At 59.5% G+C, this 18,606-nt stretch carries 17 protein-coding genes; 15 read left to right on the top strand and 2 right to left on the bottom strand.

Going from position 1 to position 18,606, the window contains the following annotated elements; genetic code table 11:
• The first annotated feature begins 162 nt into the window (after window positions 1–162).
• Entirely contained in the window at window positions 163–1,305 is a 1,143-nt protein-coding gene (locus tag ACSKB9_RS17060; RefSeq protein ID WP_438074387.1) for an MFS transporter, read from the top strand.
• 180 nt (window positions 1,306–1,485) lie between these two features.
• On the opposite strand, the gene ACSKB9_RS17055 is transcribed toward ACSKB9_RS17060, so the two are convergent.
• Both ACSKB9_RS17055 and ACSKB9_RS17050 read right to left on the bottom strand, forming a co-directional pair.
• Window positions 1,486–2,799 carry a DUF2130 domain-containing protein gene (locus ACSKB9_RS17055; protein ID WP_438074385.1) on the bottom strand — a complete coding sequence of 438 codons (1,314 nt, stop codon included), beginning with the start codon at window positions 2,797–2,799 and terminating at the stop codon, window positions 1,486–1,488.
• 180 nt (window positions 2,800–2,979) lie between these two features.
• Window positions 2,980–3,162, bottom strand: coding sequence for a hypothetical protein (locus ACSKB9_RS17050; protein ID WP_438074383.1), 183 nt, complete (start codon window positions 3,160–3,162; stop codon window positions 2,980–2,982).
• A 214-nt stretch (window positions 3,163–3,376) separates the two neighbouring features.
• Here ACSKB9_RS17050 and ald point away from each other — a divergent pair, with 214 nt between their 5' ends.
• The 14 genes from ald to fdxB all read left to right on the top strand — a co-directional run bounded on the left by ald (window position 3,377) and on the right by fdxB (window position 18,365).
• Window positions 3,377–4,489, top strand: a complete 1,113-nt coding sequence (gene ald, locus ACSKB9_RS17045; protein ID WP_438074381.1) for an alanine dehydrogenase — start codon at window positions 3,377–3,379, stop codon at window positions 4,487–4,489.
• Window positions 4,490–4,833: 344 nt separating this feature from the next.
• Complete coding sequence (locus tag ACSKB9_RS17040) at window positions 4,834–5,028, top strand: 4Fe-4S dicluster domain-containing protein (RefSeq protein WP_438074379.1); 195 nt, start codon at window positions 4,834–4,836, stop codon at window positions 5,026–5,028.
• Between the two features lie 202 nt (window positions 5,029–5,230).
• Entirely contained in the window at window positions 5,231–6,727 is a 1,497-nt protein-coding gene (sufB, locus tag ACSKB9_RS17035; RefSeq protein WP_438074378.1) for a Fe-S cluster assembly protein SufB, read from the top strand.
• 66 nt (window positions 6,728–6,793) lie between these two features.
• The gene (gene sufC, locus ACSKB9_RS17030) at window positions 6,794–7,546 is read left to right on the top strand and encodes a Fe-S cluster assembly ATPase SufC (protein ID WP_438074376.1); all 753 of its coding nucleotides are present in this window, start codon (window positions 6,794–6,796) and stop codon (window positions 7,544–7,546) included.
• An 18-nt stretch (window positions 7,547–7,564) separates the two neighbouring features.
• A complete protein-coding gene (sufD, locus tag ACSKB9_RS17025) occupies window positions 7,565–8,905 on the top strand; it encodes a Fe-S cluster assembly protein SufD (protein WP_438074374.1) in 1,341 nt (446 codons plus the stop codon).
• Window positions 8,902–10,149 (top strand): cysteine desulfurase, encoded by a 1,248-nt coding sequence (locus ACSKB9_RS17020; RefSeq protein ID WP_438074372.1) that lies wholly within the window; start codon window positions 8,902–8,904, stop codon window positions 10,147–10,149. Before sufD ends, ACSKB9_RS17020 begins: the two co-directional genes overlap by 4 nt.
• Window positions 10,150–10,685: 536 nt before the next feature.
• Window positions 10,686–12,131 carry a nitrogenase molybdenum-iron protein alpha chain gene (nifD, locus tag ACSKB9_RS17015; RefSeq protein WP_438080264.1) on the top strand — a complete coding sequence of 482 codons (1,446 nt, stop codon included), beginning with the start codon at window positions 10,686–10,688 and terminating at the stop codon, window positions 12,129–12,131.
• Window positions 12,132–12,199: 68 nt separating this feature from the next.
• Window positions 12,200–13,756 (top strand): nitrogenase molybdenum-iron protein subunit beta, encoded by a 1,557-nt coding sequence (nifK, locus tag ACSKB9_RS17010; protein WP_438074370.1) that lies wholly within the window; start codon window positions 12,200–12,202, stop codon window positions 13,754–13,756.
• A 97-nt stretch (window positions 13,757–13,853) separates the two neighbouring features.
• Window positions 13,854–15,527 carry a nitrogenase iron-molybdenum cofactor biosynthesis protein NifE gene (gene nifE / locus ACSKB9_RS17005; RefSeq protein ID WP_438074368.1) on the top strand — a complete coding sequence of 558 codons (1,674 nt, stop codon included), beginning with the start codon at window positions 13,854–13,856 and terminating at the stop codon, window positions 15,525–15,527.
• 9 nt (window positions 15,528–15,536) lie between these two features.
• Window positions 15,537–16,943: a nitrogenase iron-molybdenum cofactor biosynthesis protein NifN gene (nifN, locus tag ACSKB9_RS17000; RefSeq protein ID WP_438074366.1), complete on the top strand. Its 1,407-nt coding sequence runs from the start codon at window positions 15,537–15,539 to the stop codon at window positions 16,941–16,943.
• Complete coding sequence (nifX, locus tag ACSKB9_RS16995) at window positions 16,940–17,335, top strand: nitrogen fixation protein NifX (RefSeq protein ID WP_438074364.1); 396 nt, start codon at window positions 16,940–16,942, stop codon at window positions 17,333–17,335. The genes nifN and nifX overlap by 4 nt, the downstream gene beginning before the upstream one ends.
• Window positions 17,336–17,342: 7 nt before the next feature.
• Window positions 17,343–17,813 carry a NifX-associated nitrogen fixation protein gene (locus ACSKB9_RS16990; protein ID WP_438074362.1) on the top strand — a complete coding sequence of 157 codons (471 nt, stop codon included), beginning with the start codon at window positions 17,343–17,345 and terminating at the stop codon, window positions 17,811–17,813.
• 9 nt (window positions 17,814–17,822) lie between these two features.
• Window positions 17,823–18,023 (top strand): CCE_0567 family metalloprotein, encoded by a 201-nt coding sequence (locus ACSKB9_RS16985; protein WP_317248359.1) that lies wholly within the window; start codon window positions 17,823–17,825, stop codon window positions 18,021–18,023.
• Window positions 18,024–18,038: 15 nt separating this feature from the next.
• The gene (gene fdxB / locus ACSKB9_RS16980) at window positions 18,039–18,365 is read left to right on the top strand and encodes a ferredoxin III, nif-specific (protein ID WP_438074360.1); all 327 of its coding nucleotides are present in this window, start codon (window positions 18,039–18,041) and stop codon (window positions 18,363–18,365) included.
• Window positions 18,366–18,606: the final 241 nt, after the last annotated feature.

Here is an 18,606-nt window from a genome sequence, read left to right as displayed (position 1 = left end):
GAGGCTCACACCACGGGACGTCGCGCGTCATCTTTGGCATCACACTTGCTACGAGTGGAGCGTTCAGCCCGACGTATGATCGTCTAGCCGCGCATCGCTCATAGGCGAGCGCCCAAAGGTGGTCGGCGCCACGCTTGCGGGCTTTTTTCGCCGGAGTGCCCTGTGTTTTCGTCTACCGATCGGCCAGCCGGCTCGCTCGCGACCCGATTAGCATTTTTCGTTGCCGGATCTGGCTTTGCTTCATGGGCACCTCTGGTGCCGCTCGCCAAGGAGCGGCTTGCGATCGATGATGGCGTGCTTGGTGTGGTGTTGCTCTGGCTTGGCGTTGGATCCGCCGTTGCTATGCTCGTCACCGGCGCGGCGAATGCGCGTTACGGCAGCCAGACCATCATTCTTGGTGGTGGTCTTGGCCTTGCGCTCATCCTGCCGTGGCTTGCTGTGGCCAGCACACCTCTTTGGCTCGGCGCCGTGCTGTTTGCTTTCGGGGTTTCGCTTGGCTCGATCGATATAGCCATGAACGTTCACGCAACCGAAGTAGAGCGCGCCGCCGGCCGTCCGTTGATGTCCGGCTTCCACGCCCAGTTCTGCATTGGCGAAGTTGCCGGCTGCGCTATTATGACCGCCTCCCTCTCGCTCGGGACTGTCGCCCTTGTTCCAACATTGATCTGTTCGGCGCTGATGACGGTTGCACTTGTATTGGCATGGCCGCGGTTTCTCGCAACGGGTCGGACCGAGCAACGGCTAGGGTTCGTCCTGCCCGATCGCGGCGTGTTGCTCATAGCAACGCTTGCGGCCATGACCTTTCTTGTCGAAGGCGCAATGCTCGACTGGAGCGCCTTGTTTCTCGTTGATCAAGGTCTTGCCTCGAAGGCGCATGGCGGCTTCGGTTACATGTTGTTTTCCATTGCCATGACAGCAGGCCGCCTCGGCGGAGATGCTGTCGTGACGCGGCTCGGCGATCGCACCACATTGATGCTCGGAACTCTGCCGATCATGGCGGGTTTTGCGGCGCTGCTAGCGGCGCCTGTTGGGGCGATTGCCATGGCGGGATGCCTGCTTATCGGATTGGGTGCTGCGAATATCGTGCCGGTGCTGTGCCGCCGGGCCGGCAAACAGAAAACCATGCCGGCCCGCCTTGCAATCGCAGTCACCACGACGGCCGGCTACACTGGTCTCTTCGTCGGTCCTGCTATCGTCGGCCTTATCTCAAACATGGCTAGCCTTCCATGGGCATTCGCAATGCTGGGCGTGCTCCTGTGCTCCGTCACGCTCGTGGCGCCGATCGTGATGGCGGACCGGCACTGAGTTGTGGTGTGGCTGCCCTTGCAAATTCGGTTTTTGATAGGTTCATCCGCGGTCTGCGCAAGCTGCCATCTTTCCAAGAGGCGACATTCCACAAGGCCGCGGCGTGACTGGCCGTTCAGGCGGCATGGGGGCGGTCTGCCGCCGCAGGTTCGAATATGCGTCCGGCTTGCCGACAATCATTCATCCTGCCTTTCGCTCCGGTTCGACGCCATTCTCCAGCAGCTGGATGTCCAAACTTGAGATCTCCGGCATGGCCTTGCCCGCGATGGCTTGAAGATCTCCGACCATCCCGACCGTCGAGTCGACGACGGCCAAAATTTGCGTTTCCCGCTTGGCCCACTGCCGCCCCATGAATTTTCGTTCCTTGTCGAGGTCATCACGCATGTCGTTGAACTTCTCAACTACGGCTTCCACCCGCTGCCGGAACTTAGTCCCCGTCAGGTAATGGTAGACCTGCTCCATCTTCGTTTGCTGGCCTTGCTGCACAAGGCGCGAGCCGGTGACGTCAATAAGTGCCTGACGGAGGGCCACCGCGACCGGCAGAGCGCATCGGGGGTGCGTCACCCATATTCCGTCAATCAGGTCGAAATGTTCGACATGTTTTGGAAGCGCCTGTGATACGATGAGCGCAACGTCGGCTCCGCAGCGGCGCTGATCATCCCGGAGCTTGCCAAGCCACCCGTCGCTCCAAGCCTTGGTGCGCTTGGATTCCCAGAGGATAATGCCCGCGGCCTGTCCGATAGAGCCATTGACCTGCTGCACGACGTCTGCGCCAAGTTCGCCTTTGCCCACCGGCTCAATCAGGTCAGTTGGAAAGCGGCCGCGAAGAGCACCTTCCAGCTCAAGCTCCAGGACCTCGCCCTGCGATTGTTGTGACCCTTGCTCAGCCTTACGCTTGAGCTCCTCGATTGTGCGGGCCATCGACTCGATTGTCTGGTCTTTTTCCGCGACTCGCAGTCGAGCGGCTTCGTCAGCTTCCTGCCTTGCCTTTGCCTGGATCTGTTCAGCTGAAGCCTGGACACGTTTCTCAACGGTCAGATCAAGTTCGCGCTTCTCCTCATCGAGTGCTCGTTGCTTGCGGATAAGTGCGGCCTGGGCCTGCTGCGCCTCCGCCAGCTTGGTGTTGTTCGCCTCGAGAATCTGCCGGAGCTCGGCCAATTCGGTTGTACGTGCCTCCAGTTCGGCTGCGGCCGCATCGCGCGCTTTCTTAGCCTCCATCGCGACAAGTTGGTCGCGCTCGGCCGCCAAGCGTCGAGCCACCTGGTCTTCGATCAGCTCGCGATCCTTTTGCAGCTGTTCGCGCTCCTGCCGGAGTGCTTCGGTCTTGCGCGCGAGCTCCACGTCCTTCCTGGCGAGCTGTTCTTGGAAGCGCTGGCGGGTTTCCGCGAGGAGCGGGGCGGCGAGCGATTCAGTCAGCCGGATCTCGTGGTTGCAATTCGGACAATGAAGGGTGGGCTCGTGGGCGCTGGTGGCTGCGGTCGCACTAAATGTCATGAACCCTCCCGGTCTGCGGCTAGGGCGGGATAAACCTGATCGCCCGGCTTCGCCCCGCTTCAGGTATGGCTTTATCGCTATTTCAACGTTCCGGTCGAATGCCGTAATCCCTCGCAGTGGCTTTTCCACTAAAACCAGCTGAAATGCCAACGAAACAGGCTTGGACGGGCCGGGTCGACTTCATGCCGACCAGCCCAGCGGGTTCAATCTGGTCTTCTTCTCCGCTATCAGCCGCTTCACTTCAGTTGAGCAAGCGACAGCGACTTTGAGATGGTCCCCTGGCATCATTCGGCACAGCGAGATCAGCGAAATCTTGCCGAACTCCCAAGATAAGATTGGCAAGGTCCTCTTTGCGCTCATCATCGGATCTCTTCGTTGCTTTATGGATCGTTCTCGACAGTTGCTCGACGTGGCAAGCTCCGCAAGGATGTCATATCGATCCGTCCGGGGCCCGCTTGTCCGAAATCCTGCGTAACAGCTTGGATGTTGCATAATTTCTGCGCCATCTGGCCACCTCCTCATCAGTATTGCAGCGTCCTTCCGACTAAAAGGAACGCTGAGGCAGGGAGGATTGCAAATGAAGCTCGGTGTTCCCAAGGAAATCAAAGCGCACGAATATCGCGTGGGCCTGACCCCGGGAGCCGTCCGCGAATATGTGGCAGCCGGCCACAGCGTGATGGTCGAGACCAACGCCGGCGCGGGGATTGGCGCAACCGACGACAATTATCGCAACGCTGGCGCAACTATTCTGGGGTCCGCGCGTGAGGTATTTGCCTCGAGCGAGATGATCGTAAAGGTCAAGGAACCCCAGCCATCCGAATGGGTTCAGCTGCGAGAGGGCCAGATCCTCTTCACCTATCTGCATCTGGCTCCCGATCCCGAGCAGGCCAAGGGACTACTCAAATCCGGCTGCACCGCAATCGCCTACGAAACCGTGACTGACCCGCATGGCGGCCTCCCACTGCTGGCGCCAATGAGCGAGGTCGCGGGCAGGCTGGCGATCGAAGCGGCAGGTAGCGCCCTGAAGCGGTCTGCCGGCGGCCGGGGGCTGTTGATCGGTGGCGTGCCCGGTGTTCCGCCGGCTCGCATCGTGGTGATCGGCGGAGGCGTCGTCGGGACGCATGCGGCACGCATGGCGGTGGGTTTGGGTGCTGAGGTTACGATCATCGACCGCTCGATACCGCGGCTTCGTGAGCTGGATGAACTCTTCGAGGGGCGCGTACGTACCAGGTTCTCGACAATCGACGCCGTGGAGCAGGAGGTCTTTGCGGCGGACGTCGTCATTGGCGCGGTGCTTGTTCCGGGCGCCAGCGCACCAAAACTCGTTAGCCGCGGCATGTTGAGCTCGATGCGGAAGGGTGCGGTGATCGTGGATGTCGCTATCGATCAGGGCGGCTGTTTTGAAACGTCACAGCCGACAACCCACGATGATCCAACTTACGAGGTGGACGGCATCATTCATTATTGCGTGGCCAATATGCCTGGAGCTGTCCCACTGACATCGAGCCAGGCCTTGAACAACGCCACGCTGCCATTCGGCTTGGCGCTCGCGAAAAAGGGATTTGCTGCAGTGCTCGAAAATCCGCACCTGCGCGCGGGCCTCAACGTCCATCGGGGCCGGCTGACTTACAAGGCTGTGGCCGAGAGCCTCGGCCTGCCATTTTCACCGATCGAACAGGCTGCGGCCTGATCCCAGAGGCCCTTAAGGGCGTTTCCTCCCTGACTTGGGCCACTCATTTGGAGTGGCCCTTTTTTTTGACCCCATCGACCTCTTGAGCGCGGATTGAATTGCTCTGGAACGTCGAGCCAATTCGGTCAGCAATGATAGCTGCGCGGTGCGGGCGGCGGACCGGCTACGAGCTGAAACAAGGACAGCATCGAAATCAAGCCTTGGGATTGCGTACTGTAGGGTTTGCGACAAGCTGTCCAAGCTGCAACATGCGACGGAAAATAGCCGAGACAAATCAAGGCTCGGTGTTTGGCATGAGGCTTGAAGGGATGGAGCCGTCCCGCATCTCCTGTCCAAGGAACCGCATGGCTTACAAGATAATCGCGTCCCAGTGCACCGTCTGTGGCGCTTGTGAGTTCGAATGCCCCAAGGCCGCAATTAGTCTCAAGAACGACATCTATGTGGTCAATCCGGCGAAGTGTACCCAATGCGATGGGCATTTCGACGCGCCACAATGCGCGGCTGTCTGCCCGGTGCCCGACACCTGTGTGCCGGCCTAGAGGAGTGGTCGATGAGTGGGTCCTCGGCGCGCATCAATGTCAAGACGCTATTGGAGTTAGCGAACTATGTGATCGGTCGCTTCGTTCGGCCGGTCTTGAGCCCCGAACTGGCGACTTACGCGATCGCGTTTGCGGCTAGCAGAGCACGCCGCAGCTGGCGCTGGAAATTGTCGGAATCGTCCCAGGGCGAGCGGAGCGGGCAGTGGTAGCGGCACAAGAGACGGCTGAGCGCGTCGCTCGCATCGGCGTCGATCAGTATCGATATGGTTTTGAGACGCTGATCGAATCCGACAAGGCCCCGAAGGGGCTGTCGGAGGACACCGTCCGCTTCATCTCCGCAAAGAAGAGCGAGCCGGCCTGGATGCTGGAATGGCGCCTTCAGGCGTATCGCTGCTGGCTGACGATGACTGAACCGACCTGGGCCCGCGTCCACTATCCGCAGATCGATTACCAGAACATCTACTATTACGCGGCGCCGAAGCCGAAGAAACAGCTCGCCTCGATCGACGAGATCGATCCGGAGATCCTCAAGACCTACGAGAAGCTCGGCATCCCCTTGCGCGAGGTCGCGATCCTCGAGGGCGTCGAGCCGCCGCCCGGCGGCGAGCAGACGGCGAACCGCAAGGTTGCGGTCGACGCGGTGTTCGATTCGGTCTCGGTTGCGACCACCTTCAAGGCGGAACTGAAGAAGGCCGGCGTGATCTTCATGCCGATCTCGGAGGCGATCCGCGAGCATCCCGAGCTGGTGCAGAAGTATCTTGGAACGGTGGTGCCGATTTCCGACAATTTTTTCGCGAGGCTGAACTCGGCGGTGTTCTCCGATGGCTCATTCGTCTACGTGCCGCCGGGCGTGCGCTGCCCGATGGAGCTGTCGACCTATTTCCGTATCAACGAGCGCAACACCGGCCAGTTCGAGCGTACACTGATCATCGCCGACAAGGGCTCCCACGTCTCCTATCTCGAGGGCTGCACCGCGCCGCAGCGCGACGAGAACCAGCTGCACGCCGCCGTGGTCGAGCTCGTGGCGCTCGACGACTCCGAGATCAAGTATTCGACGGTGCAGAACTGGTACCCCGGCAACTCGGAAGGCAAGGGCGGCATCTACAATTTCGTCACCAAGCGTGGCGACTGCCGTGGTCGCAATTCGAAGATCTCCTGGACCCAGGTCGAGACCGGTTCGGCGATCACCTGGAAATATCCGAGCTGCATCCTGCGCGGCGATTATTCGCGCGGCGAGTTCTACTCGATTGCGATCTCAAACGGTTTCCAGCAGGTCGATTCTGGCACCAAGATGTTCCATCTCGGCAAGAACACGTCGAGCTGGGTCATCTCCAAAGGCATCGCCGCCGGAAAATCGCGGAACACTTATCGCGGTCTTGTCAGCGCAAATCGGAACGCCGCTGGCGCGCGCAACCACACCACCTGCGACTCGCTTCTGATCGGGGACAAATGCGGCGCGCTTACCGTGCCCTATGTCGAAGCCAAGAATTCCTCGGCGACGTTCGAGCATGAGGCGACGACGTCGAAGATTTCCGAGGACGTGCTGTTCTACTGCATCCAGCGGGGAATGTCGCAGGAGGAAGCTGTCAGTCTCGTCGTGAATGGCTTCATCAAAGAGGTGCTGCAGAAACTGCCGATGGAGTTCGCAGTCGAGGCGCAGAAGCTGATCTCGATCTCGCTCGAGGGATCGGTCGGATAATTACAGCTTTAGCGAGCCCACCAAAGTGGCTCGCCGGTCCGATGATGCACGTGAGGGAAAGCTTGAATGGTGTTACTCGAAGTCAGAAATTTGCACGTTTGTGTCGAGGGGCGCGAGATCCTCCACGGGCTCGACCTCACGGTCAATGCGGGCGAGGTGCATGCCATCATGGGACCAAACGGCTCGGGAAAATCAACGCTCGGCCACGTCATCACAGGCAAGCCCGGCTATCAGGTCACCGCAGGTCAGATCCTGTTCAAGGGCGAAGATCTGCTCGCGCTGGCGCCGGACCAGCGCGCCGCCAAGGGTATCTTCCTTGCCTTCCAATATCCGGTAGAGATTCCAGGCGTGACCACCATGAACTTCCTGCGTACCGCGCTCAACGCGCAGTGCAAGGCGCGCGGACAAAGCGGATATTCGACGCCGCATTTCCTGAAGAAGGCTCGCACGGTCGCCAAGCAACTCAACATTCCGCAGAGCATGCTGAAGCGGGGCGTCAATGTCGGCTTTTCCGGCGGCGAGAAGAAGCGCAACGAGATTTTGCAGATGGCGCTGTTCGAACCCAGTCTGTGCATTCTGGACGAGATAGATTCTGGTCTCGATATCGATGCGCTGCGGATCGTGGCCGAGGGCATCAACGCAATGCGCTCGCATGACCGATCGATAATTATGATCACGCATTATCAGCGGCTTTTGAATTATGTCGTGCCCGACGTTGTGAACGTGATGTCGAAAGGGCGGGTCGTAAAGCGCGGCGACAAGCAGCTCGCGCTGGAGCTCGAGGCCTCCGGCTACGCCCAATTCGACGACGCGGCCTGACGCGCAGGGGATTTTCGGATGGATCTGGTTCTGGCTAAGGCTATGCCGGAGGATAAAGCCAATGCGGAGCGGGCGGCGAGCAATGTCTTCGCGGCTGCGCGCGGGCGCTTGCCCGGCGTGGGTCGTATCGCCGACATTCGCGCGAGAGCATTTGAGGCTTACGAGCGGGTCGGCCTGCCACACCGGCGCGTCGAAGAATGGAAGTACACAGATCTGCGCGTATTGATGCGCGATGTGCTGCTGCTCGCTGACACGCCAGATGCGTCCGCGCTAAGGAGGGCGCAGGCTGCGGTCGAGCAAGCGGCATTCAAAGGCGCAATCAAGCTGGTGCTGGTTGATGGTGTGTTCGTACCCAGTCTGTCTGATGTCGCCAAGCTCGGAAAAGGCGTCATCGTACGGACGCTGCGCGAGGTTCTGGAAAGTTCGGCGAGCGACGCAATGGCCGGCTTGGTGCTGTCGACGACCGCTGATGCGATGATCTCGCTCAATACTGCGATGGCAACTGATGGCGTCGTGGTGACGATCACGGAAGGCACGGCGCTGAGGCGTCCTCTTCATGTCATTCACGTTGCAACCGCCTCCGCCGCATCTCACTTTACACGCTCGTATCTGCACCTCGATGATCGCGCGCAGGGAACCGTACTGGAAAGCTTTGTCGCGGCCGAAAGCGCATGCGGCTATCAGGCCAACAATGTCAAAATCGTGCTGGTTGGCAATCAGGCTGGCCTCTCGCATCTTCGCGTGAGGGCAGATGCGCCCGACGCAGCGAATATCTCCTCGCAGATCATCGCAGTTGGTTCCAGGGCCAAGCTCAATCTGTTCGACATGGCCCGCGGCGGCGCCGTCAGCCGCTATCAGGATTTCATCACGCTGGCGGGCAAGGAGGCCGAGTTGTCCGTGAACGGCGTCAACTTGCTCATGGAGAAGCAGCACGCCGACACGACACTCGTGGTCGATCACGCCGCGCCGCATTGCGTTAGCCGTCAGAATTTTCGTGCGGTTGCTGATGGGGCCGGCCGCTCGGTGTTCCAGGGGCGAATCATCGCTCGTCCCGACGCGCAGAAGACCGACGCCAAAATGACGATGCGGGTGCTGCTGCTGTCAGACCAGGCCGAGGCCGACAATAAGCCAGAGCTCGAAATCTTTGCCGACGACGTGAATTGCAGCCACGGAGCGACATCAGGCGGGTTAGATGAGAGTCTCCGGTTTTATTTGGGCGCTCGCGGTCTGTCCGAGAACGATGCTCAAGCGCTGCTGATTCGGGCGTTCCTTGGTGAGGCGATTGAGGGGATCGCCAACGATAATTTGCGCGATTTTGCGACCGCGCAAACCGACTGCTGGCTCAAGGCGCGGCGATGAACACGCATCCTGCGGTTAGCAATGATGGCTACGACGTCGATCGTCTGCGCAAGGAGTTTCCCGCGCTTTCCACGACGGTCCATGGCCAGCCGCTGGTTTATCTCGACAATGCCGCATCCGCGCAAAAGCCGAGGGCCGTACTCGACCGTATGATGCAGGCATACTGCAGCGAATATGCAAATGTGCATCGCGGGCTGCATTACCTCGCCAACGCCGCGACCGAGGCCTATGAGGGCGCGCGGGCCAAGGTAGCGCAGTTTGTGAACGCACATCGAACCGAAGAAATCATCTTTACCCGCAGCGCTACCGAGGCGATTAATCTGGTTGCTCAAACGTTTGGCCGTGAGCGCATCATGCCAGGTGACGAGATCGTTCTCTCGATCATGGAGCACCACTCGAACATCGTACCGTGGCACTTCCTGAAAGAGCGCCATGGTGCCGTGATCAAGTGGGCGCCGATCGACGACGAGGGCAACTTCCTGATCGAGGAGTTCGAAAAGCTCCTTAACTCGCGCACCAGAATCGTCGCGATCACCCAGATGTCGAACGCGCTCGGCACGCTGGTTCCGGTAAAGGATGTGGTCCGCCTCGCGCATGCCCGCCGCATTCCGGTGCTGGTCGACGGCTCACAAGGGGGCGTCCATCTGGATGTCGATGTCCGCGACATCGATTGCGATTTCTACGTCATGACGGGCCACAAATTGTATGGGCCAACCGGCATAGGCGTGCTTTACGGCAAATATGCCAATCTGGCGACGATGCCACCGTTCAATGGGGGCGGTGAGATGATCCGCCAAGTTTCGCGCGAGGGCGTGATCTATGGTGATCCACCGCACCGGTTCGAGGCAGGCACACCGCCGATCGTCCAGGCGATCGGTTTGGGCGCGGCTATAGATTTCATTAATTCGATCGGCAAGGCCCGGATCCGCAAGCACGAGAGCGCGCTGCTGGCTTACGCGCAGGAAAAGCTGCAGAGCATCGAGTCCCTGCGCCTCATCGGAACGGCGGCAGAGAAGGGCGCGATCATGTCCTTTGATATGAAGGTCGCGCATCCGCACGATATCGCGACCGTCATTGACCGCTCCGGGGTCGCGGTGCGCGCCGGGACTCATTGCGCGATGCCGTTGCTCGCGCGCTTTGGCTTGCCTGCGACGTGCCGCGCTTCCTTTGCTCTTTATAACACATATGAAGAGATCGATACGCTCGCGCGCGCGCTGATCAAGGCGGAGCGCCTGTTCTCCTGAGCGGCTGAGCTTGCCGCGATCTGGCTCGCTGTGCGGCCCGATGAGATTGCGCGGCGAGCGGTATGACCATGCAGGATGTGCGCAGCTCCGCGACCGACGAAGCTGATCACTTACCGGCTTTGTGGCGCCTTGGTCCTGGCGAGCTCAATGGGCTGAGCTGCCGTGCGGTTTGCTCGACGCGCGGTGGCTTCGCTCAAATCATGCCGGACCACATCCCGCATCCCGCTAGTCATCGGCGTTTTTCGTGGCCCATTCACGGCCGAGCTCGCCTTGTTTTGTTTCGAACACGGCCGAACGGACACCTGATCTGGACGAAGTGCGATGTCGGGTTCTCAACAACCGTTCCTCGCTGCGCATGGTCCATGCTAAGTGATTGGAAATAAGACGATTTTTGCGTCAACGCTCCGCTGGCACGCACGTTGCAAAAGTGGTGGCCAAGAGCCGCCGTTGCAACAGGAAATCTTAAAAGGACATCAGCATGAGTTCTCGCCACGACCTATAGCACCGCTCAGATCAGGGCGCGCAACAAAGAGCTGATCGAGGAAGTGCTGAAGGTCTACCCGGAGAAGACCGCAAAACGACGCGCCAAGCACCTCAACATTCACGAGGCCGGCCGGTCGGACTGCGGGGTCAAGTCCAACATTAAATCCATCCCCGGCGTGATGACAATTCGCGGGTGCGCCTACGCGGGTTCCAAGGGGGTGGTCTGGGGGCCGATCAAGGACATGGTTCATATCAGCCACGGCCCGGTTGGCTGCGGCCAATATTCGTGGGGTTCGCGCCGTAACTATTACGTGGGTACGACGGGCATCGATAGCTTCGTGACCTTGCAGTTCACCTCCGACTTCCAGGAAAAGGATATCGTGTTCGGCGGCGACAAAAAGCTCATCAAAGTCATGGATGAGATCCAGGAGCTGTTCCCGCTCAATAACGGCATCACCGTCCAGTCGGAATGTCCGATCGGCCTGATCGGCGATGACATCGAGGCGGTCTCCAGAGCGAAGTCCAAGGAATTCGGCGGCAAAACCATCGTGCCGGTCCGCTGCGAAGGCTTTCGTGGCGTATCGCAGTCGCTAGGCCATCATATTGCAAATGACGCGGTGCGCGACTGGATCTTCGACAAGGGGGGCCCACAGGGCAAGCCGAGCTTCGAGCCGAGCCCCTACGATGTCGCAATCATCGGCGATTACAATATTGGCGGCGACGCCTGGTCGTCTCGAATCCTGCTCGAGGAAATCGGCCTGCGCGTGATTGCCCAGTGGTCCGGCGACGGCTCGCTGGCCGAGCTCGAGGCAACCCCGAAGGCAAAGCTGAACATTCTGCATTGCTACCGCTCGATGAACTATATCTCGCGCCACATGGAAGAGAAGTTCGGTATTCCCTGGTGCGAATATAACTTCTTCGGGCCTGCCAAGATCGCAGAATCACTGCGCAAGATCGCGGGCTATTTCGACGACAAGATCAAGGAGGGCGCCGAGCGGGTGATCGAAAAGTACCAGCCGCTTGTGAACGCCGTGATCGCAAAATATCGCCCGCGCCTTGAGGGCAAGACGGTGATGCTGTTCGTCGGCGGATTGCGTCCGCGTCACGTGATCGGCGCATACGAAGACCTCGGCATGGAAGTCGTCGGCACCGGATATGAGTTCGGACACAACGATGACTACCAGCGCACCGCCCAGCACTATGTGAAAGACAGCACGCTGATCTACGACGACGTCAACGGCTACGAGTTCGAGCGCTTCGTCGAGAAGATCCAGCCCGACCTGGTCGGCTCGGGGATCAAGGAAAAATACGTGTTCCAGAAGATGGGTGTGCCGTTCCGGCAGATGCACTCCTGGGACTATTCGGGCCCATATCACGGCTATGACGGGTTTGCGATCTTCGCGCGCGACATGGACATGGCGGTCAATTCGCCCATCTGGAAGAAATTGAAGGCGCCCTGGAAGGATGTGCCAAGGCCGAAGCTCTTGGCCGCAGAATGACGCGAAGCAACCCTGCTCTCTGTCAAGAGACAGGACGACGTTAATCACGATACCTGAAAGGCTTTACCATGGCGCAGAGTGCAGACCATGTGCTCGATCACTTCGACCTGTTTCGCGGGCCGGAATACCAGCAGATGCTGGACAACAAGAAGACGTTTGAGAATCCGCGCGATCCTGCCGAGGTCGAACGCATCAAGGAGTGGACGAAGACATCTGAATATCGCGAAAAGAACTTCGCGCGGGAGGCTCTGACGATAAACCCGGCCAAGGCGTGTCAGCCGCTCGGCGCGGTGTTCGCCTCCGTCGGTTTCCAGGGTACGCTTCCTTTCGTACATGGCTCTCAAGGCTGCGTGGCCTATTACCGCAGCCATCTGTCGCGGCACTTCAAGGAGCCGAGCTCCTGCGTGTCCTCGTCAATGACGGAAGATGCTGCGGTATTCGGCGGCCTGAACAATATGATCGATGGGCTCGCCAACAGCTATAATATGTACAAGCCCAAGATGATTGCGGTCTCCACCACCTGCATGGCGGAGGTGATCGGTGACGACCTCAACGCCTTCATCAAAACGTCGAAGGAAAAAGGCTCGGTACCAGCGGATTTCGACGTTCCGTTCGCGCACACCCCCGCGTTCGTCGGCAGTCATGTCACCGGCTATGACAATGCACTCAAGGGAATCCTGGAGCATTTTTGGGACGGCAAGGCCGGAACAGCAGACAAGCTTGAGCGCAAGCCGAACCGCAAGATCAATCTCATTGGAGGCTTCGACGGCTACACTGTCGGCAACCTTCGCGAGATCAAGCGCATCTTCGAGCTGATGGGGATTGAATACACCATCCTCGCCGACAATTCCGACGTTTTCGATACACCAACAGACGGCGAGTTCCGGATGTATGACGGCGGTACCTCGCTCGAAGACGCCGCGAGTGCCCTTCACGCCAAGGCAACGATCTCCATGCAGCAGTGGTGCACGGAAAAGACGCTGCCGTTCATTGCCGACCATGGCCAGGAGGTCCTGGCTTTCAACTATCCAGTGGGCGTATCCGCAACCGATGAATTCCTCATGGCGTTGTCGCGCATCAGCGGCAACGAGATTCCGGAGGAGCTCGCTCGAGAGCGCGGTCGCCTCGTCGATGCTATGGCTGATTCCAGCGCGCATATCCATGGCAAAAAGTTCGCGATCTATGGCGATCCGGACCTCTGCCACGGGTTAGCTACTTTCCTGCTCGAACTCGGCGCCGAACCAACGCATGTGCTGTCCACCAACGGCAACAAGGCTTGGGTCGAGAAAATGCAGGCGCTATTTGCGAGCTCGCCTTACGGGAAAAACTGCCATGCCTATCCGGGTCGAGACCTCTGGCACATGCGCTCGCTGCTATTCACCGAACCGGTCGATCTTTTAATCGGGAACACCTATGGCAAGTATCTGGAACGCGACACCGGCGTTCCGTTGATCCGGATCGGCTTCCCGATCTTTGACCGCCATCACCATCACCGCTCGCCGGTGTGGGGCTATCAGGGCGGCATGAACGTGCTGGTGAAGATCCTCGACAAGATCTTCGATGAGATCGACAAGAAGACGAATGTCCTAGGCAAGACCGACTTTAGCTTCGACATCATTCGTTGATGAGGATCAACGCGCGCGCGCCATCGCCGGACAATATCGCCGGTGGCAGAAGCGCAGCATGGGCAAGCCTTCCAGATAGCGTGAGAGGAAAAGCCGGATGAGTTCGCTACCAGCCACGGTCCAAGACGTCTTCAACGAGCCGGGCTGCGCTAAGAATGCCAACAAGTCGCTAGCCGAGCGGAACAAGGGCTGCACCAAACAGCTGCAGCCCGGCGGCGCCGCCGGCGGCTGCGCGTTCGACGGCGCCAAGGTCGCACTGCAACCTTTTACCGACGTTGCCCATCTGGTGCATGGCCCGATCGCGTGCGAAGGCAATTCGTGGGACAATCGCGGCTCGGCATCATCGGGACCGAACTTGTGGCGCACTGGATTCACGACCGATCTGGTCGAGACCGATATTGTGTTTGGAGGCGAGAAGCGGCTCTACAAGGCGATCAAGCAGATTATCGACAAGTGCGACCCGCCGGCCATCTTCGTCTATCAGACCTGCGTTCCCGCCATGATAGGCGACGACATCAACGCTGTCTGTAAAGCCGCTTCGAAAAAATTCGGCAAGCCGGTTATCCCCGTCAATTCGCCGGGCTTCGTCGGTTCCAAGAATCTCGGCAACAAGCTGGCCGGCGAAGCCTTGCTCGAGCATGTCATCGGAACGCAAGAGCCAGACTACACCACACCTTACGACATCAACCTGATCGGGGAATACAATCTGTCCGGCGAGCTTTGGCAGGTCAAGCCGCTGTTTGACGAGCTCGGTATCCGCATCCTGTGCTGTATCGCGGGTGATGGCAAATACCACGAAGTCGCCTCATCGCATCGGGCGCGCGCTGCGATGATGGTGTGCTCAAGGGCGATGATCAATGTCGCGCGCAAGATGGAGGAGCGTTACGGCATCCCGTTCTTCGAGGGCTCGTTCGATGGCATCCAGGACTCCAACGACGCACTGCGCCAGATTGCGCAGCTCCTGGTCAAGCGCGGCGCGCCGGAAGATCTGATCGGACGCACCGAGGCGGTGATCGTGCGCGAGGAAGCGCGGGCCAGGGCCGCAATCGAACCGTACAGGCCACGCTTCAAAGACAAAAAGGTCTTGCTGATGACCGGCGGCGTCAAGTCCTGGTCGGTCGTTGCCGCGCTGCAAGAAGCCGGGCTCGAACTGGTCGGAACCAGCGTGAAGAAATCCACAAAGGAGGACAGGGAGCGCATCAAGCATTTGATGGGACAGGACGCCCATTTGATCGAGGACATGACCCCGCGCGAAATGTACAAGATGCTGAAGGACGCGAAAGCGGACATCATGCTCTCGGGCGGCAAATCGCAGTTCGTCGCGCTGAAAGCGGCGATGCCATGGCTCGATATCAACCAGGAGCGCTGCCACGCCTATATGGGCTATGTCGGCATCGTCAAGCTGGTCGAGGAGATCGACAAAGCGCTGTTCAACCCGATGTGGGAGCAATTGCGTCGACCGGCGCCGTGGGACCGTGTGGCCGATGATAGGCAGACCCGAGCGATGGCGCAGCTCGACGTGCAGCCGATTGAGATTGTCGCCGACCGGGCACTGACGCAGAAGACCCCGCGCGCGAGAAGGATTTGCTTCTGCAATACGGTCGACCTCGGCACGATCGAAGATGCGATTCGCTCGCATAGCCTGACCAGTGTCGAAGCGGTCACACAGCATACCCAAGCGGTCGGTGGCTGTTGCAGACGGCGGATCGAGGACATCCTGGCGGGCAGGCCGATCTCCTGGTGGCCAGCCACGCTGCAGGCCACGGGATAGGGTGGCGTCATGGTCCTTGTCACCGCGTCAAAGAAGGCCTGTGCGGTCAACCCACTCAAGATGAGCCAGCCGATCGGCGCAGCATTCGCCTTTATGGGGCTTCGCGGAGCGATGCCGCTTCTGCACGGCCCACAGGGATGCACGTCCTTTGGGCTCACACTGTTTGTGCGGCATTTCAAGGAGCCGGTTCCGCTGCAGACCACAGCGATGAGCGAGGTGACGACGGTGCTCGGCGGCTATGAAAATGTCGAGCAGGCGATACTCAATATTCACAAGCGCGCCGAGCCGGAGATCATCGGGATCTGTTCGACCGGCGTGACCGAAACCAATGGCGACGATGTCGACGCCTATATCAAGCTGATCCGGGAGAAGCACCCGCAGCTCGACAAGCTTCCTCTGGTCTATGTCTCGACGCCCGATTTCAAGGATGCATTTCAGGACGGCTGGGGTAAAGCGGTCGCGCGTCTGGTCGAGGTGCTGGTCGAGGCGCCCGCGAGGGGGGCCGAGCGCGATCCTGCGCAGGTAAATGTGCTTCCTGGATGTCACCTCACGCCAGGTGATCTCGACGAACTGAGGATCATCTTTGAGGATTTCGGCCTGCAGCCATCGTTCCTGCCCGACCTAGCGGGTTCGCTGGATGGGCATATTCCCGATCGCTTCACGCCGACGACGACCGGCGGCATTGGGATCGATGAAGTCGCGCGCATGGGCCGAGCCGGCTGGACAATTGCGATCGGTGCGCAGATGCGGCGGGCGGCAGTGGCCATGCAAGAGAAGACCGGGGTGCCTTTTCGGCTGTTTGAGCGGCTGTGCGGCCTGGTTCCCAATGATGACTTCATCGCTTTTTTGAGCGAGATCAGCGGCCGCCCTGTTCCAGCAAGGTATCGGCGCCAGCGCGGGCAACTCGTCGATGCGATGCTAGACGCGCATTTCCAGATCGGCGGCCGCAGACTTGCGATCGGTGCGGAACCTGACCTGTTGCTTGACCTGTCCAGCATGCTGCACGAGATGGGCGCACGTGTAACGGCGGCCGTGACGACCACGCAGTCGGCGGTGCTGGAGAAGATCAAGACCAAAGAGGTGCAGATCGGCGATCTGGAGGACCTGGAAGAGCTTGCCAGGACCAGGAATTGCGATCTGCTGATCACGCATTCGCACGGTCGGCAGGCCGCGACACGCCTTAAGATTCCGTTCCATCGGGCGGGCTTTCCGATGTTTGACCGGCTCGGGGCAGGACACCAGCTATCCGTCGGCTATCGGGGCGCGCGCGATCTGATCTTCGACATCGCCAATCTGCTGATCGCCGACCGCGAGGAAAATCATACTCCGACGCCCGATAGCTGGCGGAGCTCGACGCTGCCGCTGCGACCCGGCCGACGAAGTCCTATCGACTCAACAGAGAGGTCGATTGCATGAAGGTTGCGTTCGCTACCCAAGATCTCAGGCGCGTCGATGCGCATTTTGGCTGGGCGAAGAATATCGCCGTCTACGATGTCGGGCCAGGCGGGCACGTATTTCTGAAAGCGGTTCAGTTCGACGGCGAACTGAAGGAAGACGGCGACGAGGACAAGCTGGCGCCCAAGATCGAAGCGATCAAGGATTGCGCCATCCTCTATGTCGGTGCCATCGGCGGCTCCGGCGCTGCGCGAGTGGTGGCCAGAAACATCCATCCCATCAGGGTCAACAAGCCAGAGAGTATCGAGGTGCTGCTCGAAAAGCTCGAGCGCGTGCTGAAGGGCAGGCCCCCGCCATGGCTACGAAAAGCCTTGGCCAAGGACAAGAAGCGTACATTCGATTTAGACGAATGAGGATCACATGACCGAGGCTGCAGACGTAATGCAACCCGCTGGCGGGTTCGACGCACCGTTCGTCAAAGAGCTGGTCAGGATTTGGAGGGCTGAGGACATGAGCGGGGCCTGGGCCGGCAAGAGCGATCTCGAGCTCCTCGAGCCTTATATTCTGGACAAGGAGAAGCGACGCGCACTGCCGGTCATCGGCGATCCCGATCCGGATACGGTCTGGCGGCTCGAGCTGTTCTTCAACGCCGTCGCCCTTTCGATCGAGAAGGCGACCGACGTGATGATCCAGCCGATGCTGAAGATGCACCATGAGGGCTTTGGTCGCATGGTGCTGATCGCGGGGCGCCTGATCGCGGTGAACAAGCAGCTTCGGGATGTGCATCGCTTCGGATTCGAAAGTCTCGCAAAGCTTGCCAGCGAAGGTAACAAGTATGTCCGGGATGGAATCAAGATGATCAGGAAATTCCCCGAAGTTGCGAACTATTGAGGGCCGCGCATGAGCGATCGCGAGATATTAATAGCAGAATTGAAGAAGTTGTCGTCCAAAGCGCTGCAGGCCAAAATGGATCTGCACGATCTTTCGGAAGAATTGCCCGTCAACTGGACTTCGATCATGGCGGTGGCCCAGAAGGCGCACGATGCCTATGCCGAACTCGAGCGCCGGAGCCAGGACCTGAAGGCGTTAGAAAAGGCTTAGAAAGGGATCCCCATCATGTCATTTGCAACGCGCGACGGGCGCGACTGGACGCCGGACTACCTGAGCGCGATCGATGCAAAGAAGTGCATCGGCTGTGGCCGCTGCTTTAAAGTCTGCGGTCGTGACGTCATGACATTGAAGGGCATCAACGAAGACGGCGAACTTGTTGAACTCGACGACGATGATGAGGTCGAGAAGAAAATCATGGTCATGAACGACCAGGGCGCCTGCATCGGCTGCGGCGCCTGTGCCAGGGTTTGTCCGACCAATTGTCAGGCCCACGTTTCCGCAACCGCGCCTGGAGCCAATATGTCCGCCTCTCCATTCTTAGGCCCATCGTGAACCAGATGAATGGACTACGCAACTTTGGAGCCGGAGTGATTAGCGCAGATTAGGCCAGCGCATTCGATTGGAGCTCACCTATTTGCCGAATAACGGAGCAAGCCGATGGAGCGTTTGCCCGTCAACTCGCTCTATCGGCAAGAGCCACCCTTAACAATTGCAATGGGGCGCCTCGCGAAGATTGCAACATGACAAACGGCCTGGATGCTGCCCTGGGTTGGCTGTCCAATCGAGCCATCTA

It is taken from the genome of Bradyrhizobium sp. BR 1433, assembly GCF_051547665.1.
GTDB lineage: Bacteria > Pseudomonadota > Alphaproteobacteria > Rhizobiales > Xanthobacteraceae > Bradyrhizobium > Bradyrhizobium australafricanum.
This window is presented reverse-complemented; position numbering and strand designations above follow the sequence as displayed.